This is a genomic window from Phenylobacterium sp. (assembly GCF_036677185.1).
Lineage (GTDB): Bacteria > Pseudomonadota > Alphaproteobacteria > Caulobacterales > Caulobacteraceae > Phenylobacterium.
The window spans coordinates 339,820-346,156 of record NZ_JAKFEN010000013.1 but is presented as its reverse complement, the minus strand read 5'-3'; the positions used below and the strand labels follow the sequence as shown (position 1 = coordinate 346,156).

The following is a 6,337-nucleotide window of genomic DNA, read 5'->3' as shown; positions in this document are numbered from 1 at the left end:
GTACCAGCGGATGTGGAACGGGTGCTTGTGGAAGGAGGTGTCCTTGATCTGGGTCGGGGGCGTGATCCAGTCCAGGCGGCCGGCGACCTTGCGCCAATAGGCCTCCGGATCGGCTTCCACCTGTGCGACGGCGGCCTCGTAGCCGGCGGCGTCCATATGCGCGCGCTTGGCCCAGGCGCTCGGAACCGGAAAGACCTCGCCGTCGCTCACTGCGCGCACTCCTTCTCACAGACTTGCGGGGAGTTATGCGGAGAGGGAGCCTCGGCGCAACAGGCCAGGGGCGAAAACCTCGCCGGTTTCCCTCTGGTCAGGCTTGGCGTGGGCGCTGGCCGGGCCGATCATCGGGCAAACGGGGGAAACGATGATGACTTGGGGATCTGGACGGGCCGCCTGCGGCGTGGCCCTCGCGCTGCTGGTCAGCGCGCCGGCGACGGCCGCCGATTACGACGTCCGCATCCGGCGCGACGACTGGGGCGTGCCGCACATCCTGGGCAAGACCGACGCCGACGCCGCCTATGGCCTCGGCTACGCCCAGGCCGAGGACGACTTCGTCACCCTGAAGCAGGGCGCCCTGGCGGCTCGGGGCCTGCTGGCCACGGACCAGGGACCGTCGGGCCTCGAGAGCGACTACATGGTCCAGCTGCTGGACGTCTGGGGGGTGGTCGAGCGTCGCTACGACAAGGACCTACCCGCCGATGTCCGGGCGGTGCTCGAGGCCTATGCGGCGGGGGTCAATGCCTATGCCGCAAGGCATCCGGACAAGACGGCGCCGGGCATGGCGCCCTTCACCGGCCGCGACCTGGTCGCCGGGACGATCCTGAACAGTCCCAACTTCTACGGCCTGGACGGGGTCTTCCGCCGGACCATGGCGCCGGCCAAGATGGCCGGAGCCGCCTCGCCCATCGTGGCGGCCGAGCTTTCCCTGGAAACCCTGCCCACCGGCTCCAACGGCCTGGCGGTTGGCCCGGCGCGCTCGGCGGACGGGGCGACCCGGCTGCTGGTCAATTCGCACCAGCCCTTCACCGGCCCCTTCGCCTGGTACGAGGCGGTGGTGGAGAGCGGCCAGGGCTGGCACGTCACCGGCGGCTTCTTCCCCGGCTCGCCTTTCATGCTGCATGGCCACAACGCGCATCTGGGCTGGGCCAATACGGTCAACAATCCCGACCTGGCCGATGTCTACACATTGTCAATCAACCCGGCCGATCCCGACCAGTACCGCCTCGACGGCGTCTGGAAACGGCTGGAGAAACGCACGGCAAGGATCCAGGTCAAGCAGGCCGACGGCAGCCTGAAAGCCGTGGAACGGGAGGTGCTGCGGTCCGTCCACGGCCCGGCGGTGCGCACCGATCACGGGGTGTTCGCCGTGCGCTATGCGGGCCAGGACGAGGTGCGCCAGGCCCAGCAATATTTCGCGCTCAACAAGGCCCGGACCCTGGCGGAATGGAAGCAGGCCATGGCCCTGCAGGCCCTGCCCTCGATCAACTACGTCTATGCCGACGAGAAGGGCAATGTCGGCTACGTCTACAATGGCAAGTTCCCGGTCCGGAAAGAGGGCGTCGACTGGTCGGGCGTCGTGCCCGGCGACCGCTCCGACCTGATCCCCAAGGCGCTGGTTCCGTTCTCGAAGATCCCGCAGCTGTGGAATCCCAAGTCCGGCCTGGTGTTCAACTCCAACAACACCCCGTTCCGCGCCTCCGACCCGGCAGACGACCTGAAGCCCGAGGCCTATTCCAGGACCCTCGGCGTCCAGGCCAACATGACCAACCGCGCATGGCGGGCGCTGGAGACCTATGGCGCCGATCCCTCGATCACCGAGGCGGAGTTCGACGCCTACAAGTACGACCTGGCCTATAGCGCCCAGTCCGACGCGGCCAAGTCGGTCGCCGCCATCGCCGCGCTCGATGTGGGCAACGATCCAGACCTCGCCGCCGCCAAGGCCCTGGTGGCGGGCTGGGACCGCCGGACCGATGTCGACAACCGCGCCGCGGCGCTCAGCGTCCTGACCGCCGTCACCCTGCAGGGCGGGAGCCCGCCCTTGGCCGCCCTGAAGCAGTCGGCCGCCCAGCTCAAGAGCTTCCACGGCCGGATCGACCCGCGATGGGGTGAGGCCAACCGCATCCGCCGCGGGGCCCTGGACATGCCGGTGGACGGCGGTCCCGACATCTTCCGGGCGATCTATGGCCGGCCGGGCCTCGACGGCCGGCTCGCCGCCCTGGCCGGCGACACCTACGTGATGTTCGTGAGCTGGGACAAGGCGGGCAAGCTTTCCTCCCGCAGCGTCCACCAGTTCGGCGCCGCCACCCAGGACCGGGCCTCGCCGCACTATGGCGACCAGACACCCCTGTTCGTGGGGATGAAGACCAAGCCGGTGCTGTTCACGGAGGCTGAGCTCGCCGGCCATGTCCGCCGCGACTATCGGCCCGGGGAATGACGCCGCCGTAGCTTGTGCGGCGCTCTCGGATCGGCGCAGTCTGGCGGTTCGTTCTGTCTGGAAGTGTTCCGCATGCGTCCTGTCCTCGTCCTCTGCGCCGCCTTGGCCGCGACCCCCGCCCTGGCCGCCGCACCCCTCACCGACGAGGCGCGCTGGTGGGGCCACGTGGAGACCCTGGCCGGGCCGGATTTCGAGGGCCGGCTGACCGGAAGTCCGGGTCACGCCAAGGCCGCGGCCTATGCCGCCGGCCAGTTCAAGGCCTATGGGCTGCAGCCTGCCGGAACCGATCTCTACCTGCAGCCGGTCACCTTCGCGGTGCAGAGGATCGACGCCGCCAGATCAAGCGTCGCGCTGACGGCCGGGTCGCAGACCACACCGCTGGAGGTCGGCCCCGACATCATCCTGGGGGCGCGCATCCCGCAACTGCCCGCGGTGGAGGCGCCCCTGGTCTTCATCGGCTATGGCCTGCACCTGCCCGAGATCGGCGTGGACGACTTCGCCAGGCAGGACCTGAAGGGCAAGATCGCCGTCTATATCAACGGCGGACCCGGCGAGATCTCCGCGGCGCTCAAGTCCCATTCGCGCGGAACCCAGACCTGGCGGGCGGCCGAGGCCGCCGGCGCCGTGGGCCTGATCTCGCTCTCCAGCCCCAAGACCGCCGAGGTCCCCTGGACGCGCAATATCGAGAACTCGGTGCAGCCGGGCATGTACCCGGCCGACCCGACCCTGCAGGACGCCGGAGCGCCCAAGTTCTCGGCCTCGTTCAACCCGGCCACCGCCGAGAAGCTGTTCGCCCGCTCGGGCCACAGCTTCGCGCAGGTTCTGGCCCTGGCCGACGCCGCCAAGCCGATCGAGGGCTTCGACCTCAAGGTGGGGCTCAAGGCCGATGTCGCGGCCACCGTCTCGGCGGTCACCTCGCAGAACGTGGTCGCCAAGCTGCCGGGCTCCGACCCCACGCTCGCCGCCGAGCATGTGGTGATCACCGCCCATATCGATCACCTGGGACTCAACGAGACCGGCAAGGGCGCGCCCTATTATCCCGGCGCCATGGACAACGCCTCGGGCGTGGCCAGCGTGCTGGAGGTCGCCCGCCAGATGGCGGCGGCCAGGGTCAAGCCGAAGCGTTCGGTGCTGTTCGTCCTGGTCACCGCCGAGGAGAAGGGCCTGCTGGGCTCGAAATATTTCGCCGAACGACCCAGCGTGCCGAAGGGTTCGGTCGTCGCCGGCCTCAACATGGACATGGCCCTGCCGCTCTGGCCCCTGACCTCGGTGATCGTCCTGGGGGCGGACGAGAGCACGCTCGGCGACGCCGCCCGCGCCGCGGCCAAGGCCCAGGGCCTCGAGGTCGTCGCCGACCCCTACCCGGACCGCAACTCCTTCATCCGCTCCGACCAGTACAGCTTCATCCGCGCCGGGGTGCCGGCGCTCGCCTTCAAGTTCGGGTTCAAGCCGGGAACGCCGCAGGCGGAGATCGAGAAGGCCTGGCGTTCCAACCGCTATCACGGCCTGGCCGACGACCTCACCCAGCCGGTGGAGCGGGCCGAGGCGGTGAAGTTCAACGCCTATATGGCGGCGGTCATCCTGCAGGCGGCCAACGCCCCCAAGCGGCCGGCCTGGAAGGACACCAGCTTCTTCAAGCGCTTCGCCGACTGAGGCGCGCGCCTTCGCAAGCTGCTAAGACCGATCCTTCGACGCGAACCCCGGGATTTCCGATGCTGCTCCACCTCTCCACCTGGCAAGAGATCGAGGCCTATCTCGAACATTCCAAGAGCGTGGTGATCCCGATCGGCTCCAACGAGCAGCACGGGCCGACCGGGCTCCTGGGTACCGACTGGCTGTGCCCGGAGATCATCGCCCACGAGGCGCAGAAGACCTCCGACCTGCTGGTGGGGCCCACCTTCAACATCGGCATGGCCCAGCATCATCTGGGCTTTCCGGGCACCATCTCGCTGCGGCCCTCGACCTTCATCGCCGCCATCGGCGACTGGGTGCGCTCGCTGCACGCCCACGGCTTCGAGAAGATCTATTTCCTCAACGGCCACGGCGGCAACGTCGCCACCATCGAGGCGGCCTTCTCCGAGCTCTACGCCGAGGCGAGCTTCGCCCGGGTCGAGCGTGGGTTCTCCTGCAAGCTGAAGAACTGGTGGGAGCTGCGCGGCGTGCTTGCGCTCGCCAACCGCCAGTTCCCCACCGGCCACGGCAGCCACGCCACTCCCTCGGAGATCGCCGTCACCCAGTGGGCCTATCCCGACCACATCAAGGCGGCGAACTACGCGCCGCAGATCGCGCCGACCGGTCCGATCCGCGAGGCCAAGGACTTCCGCGCCCGCTATCCCGACGGCCGCATGGGCTCCGACCCTGCCCAGGCCACGCCGGAAAAGGGCGGGGAGCTGGTCGCCATGGCGGCCCAAGGCCTGATCGCCGATGTCGCGGAGTTCGCCGCCGAACCATTCCCGGCGCGGGGGTAGGCCCTACCGCGGGATGTCGCGGATCTTGGTGAGGGCCACCTGCCGGTAGACGGCGGTGATCTCGAAATACTGGCGGAAGACGGCGTGGAAATGGTCCACGGCCTGTTTCACGCCCGGGCCGCCGATCTCGCTCTCGTCGTGCCAGTAGTCGTCCAGCACCATCATGCCGCCGATATCGAGCAGGGCCGCGCAATAGGCCAGGTCGACGCCCACCGCCCAGGCGGTGTGGGAGCCGTCGATATAGATGAGGTCCAGCTTCTCGCCGACCTCCAGCATCTTGGGCAGTTCGTAGGTCGAGAAGCCCTTGCGGGCGGTGAGCTTGTCGAAGTTGAGCTTGGCGACATTGCGCTGGAAGCGCGGCTCGACCGCCAGGTACTTCTCTTCCGGATTGAGCTCTTCGTCGAACCAGGGATCGATGACGGTGACGTCCAGCCGGGCCGGCAGCAGCCAGTCCATGAAGGCCAGGTTCTTGCCCTCATAGGCCCCGATCTCGAGATAGCGGATCTGGCCCTTGTCCTTGGCGAACGCGCGCAGCAGGGGCGAGACGAAGCGGAAATTGTTGTCGGCCCAGGCCTCGGTGAACTCGAAGCCCTTGGCGTCGCAATGGGCGGCGAAGGCCGCGGCCTCCTCGTCGGCGCGCGGGGTGGCCAGCATGGTCCTGGCGAATTGCGGCGCGAACCGTCCGTTGAACGTCGCGAGCGCGCGAAGGGCGTCGGCCATGGGAGCCTCTCCTGAAAGACCGGCCACGGTTTAGCTGGCAGGCGTTAAGGAAGCTTCTCAGGTTGTGACGACGCGGCCGTCGATCACCGCCACCGGCCAGGGGCTGAGGCGCTGGTCGGCGCAGGGACCGGCCACGCAGACCCCGTCCAGCGGGCGGAACAGGGCGGCGTGGCCGCCGCAGAGGATCAGGTCGCCCTCGCGGGTCAGGTAGCGGTCGTCCCAGGCGGCCAGCGGCCAGCCGGCGTGGGGACAGGAATCCACATAGCCCCGCACCTCGTCGCCGACCCGCACCACGAAGCCGGCGAACATCAGCCGCTCCTGGCGGAAGCGGAAGCCTTTCGACCCGGGATCGGCCAGGTCGGCGAGGGCGCAGAGGTCCGTACCGGCCAGCGGCCGGGCGGGGTTGTCGGGACCGTCGCGGGTCACCCCAGGGTCCCGACCGTGGGCTTGAAGGCGGTGATGTGCACGTGGTCGAACAGGCCTGCCTGCCTGTAGGGGTCGCCGGCGCTGAAGGCCTGGGCGGCCGCGAGGTTCTCAGCCTCGAGGAAGAGGATCGAGCCGGCCATGTCGCCCTTGTCGTCCAACATGGGACCGGCCAGGCGGAGCTGTTCGCGGAAGCCGGCCATATAGGCGAGGTGGGCTTCGCGGGTGGCCATGCGCAGGGGCAGGGAGTCGGGCTTGTCGGCGCAGAACAGGGCGAAGAGCGGCATATGCGGTT

The 6,337-nt window shown here is 68.9% G+C and carries 7 protein-coding genes; 3 read left to right on the top strand and 4 right to left on the bottom strand.

Going from position 1 to position 6,337, the window contains the following annotated elements:
• On the bottom strand, positions 1–156 hold a 156-nt coding region (locus V6M51_RS05410; RefSeq protein ID WP_332765314.1), incomplete at its 3' end, for an acetyl-coenzyme A synthetase N-terminal domain-containing protein.
• A gap of 208 nt (positions 157–364) precedes the next feature.
• On the opposite strand from V6M51_RS05410, the gene V6M51_RS05405 reads away from it, so the two are divergent.
• The 3 genes from V6M51_RS05405 (at position 365) to V6M51_RS05395 (ending at position 4,899) form a co-directional block, all read left to right on the top strand.
• On the top strand, positions 365–2,431 hold the full coding sequence (locus V6M51_RS05405) for an acylase (protein ID WP_332765298.1): 2,067 nt from the start codon (positions 365–367) through the stop codon (positions 2,429–2,431).
• 72 nt (positions 2,432–2,503) lie between these two features.
• Positions 2,504–4,084 (top strand): M28 family metallopeptidase, encoded by a 1,581-nt coding sequence (locus V6M51_RS05400; RefSeq protein WP_332765296.1) that lies wholly within the window; start codon positions 2,504–2,506, stop codon positions 4,082–4,084.
• A gap of 59 nt (positions 4,085–4,143) precedes the next feature.
• Positions 4,144–4,899 carry a creatininase family protein gene (locus tag V6M51_RS05395; protein WP_332765294.1) on the top strand — a complete coding sequence of 252 codons (756 nt, stop codon included), beginning with the start codon at positions 4,144–4,146 and terminating at the stop codon, positions 4,897–4,899.
• Between the two features lie 3 nt (positions 4,900–4,902).
• Here the strand turns inward: V6M51_RS05395 and V6M51_RS05390 are convergent, their stop codons facing one another.
• The 3 genes from V6M51_RS05390 to V6M51_RS05380 are packed head-to-tail and all read right to left on the bottom strand — an operon-like array spanning position 4,903 to position 6,329.
• Positions 4,903–5,619, bottom strand: coding sequence for a class I SAM-dependent methyltransferase (locus tag V6M51_RS05390; RefSeq protein ID WP_332765292.1), 717 nt, complete (start codon positions 5,617–5,619; stop codon positions 4,903–4,905).
• Positions 5,620–5,676: 57 nt separating this feature from the next.
• A complete protein-coding gene (locus V6M51_RS05385) occupies positions 5,677–6,045 on the bottom strand; it encodes a Rieske (2Fe-2S) protein (protein ID WP_332765290.1) in 369 nt (122 codons plus the stop codon).
• Positions 6,042–6,329, bottom strand: a complete 288-nt coding sequence (locus V6M51_RS05380; RefSeq protein WP_332765289.1) for a YciI family protein — start codon at positions 6,327–6,329, stop codon at positions 6,042–6,044. The genes V6M51_RS05385 and V6M51_RS05380 overlap by 4 nt, the downstream gene beginning before the upstream one ends.
• Between the last annotated feature and the right edge of the window lie 8 nt (positions 6,330–6,337).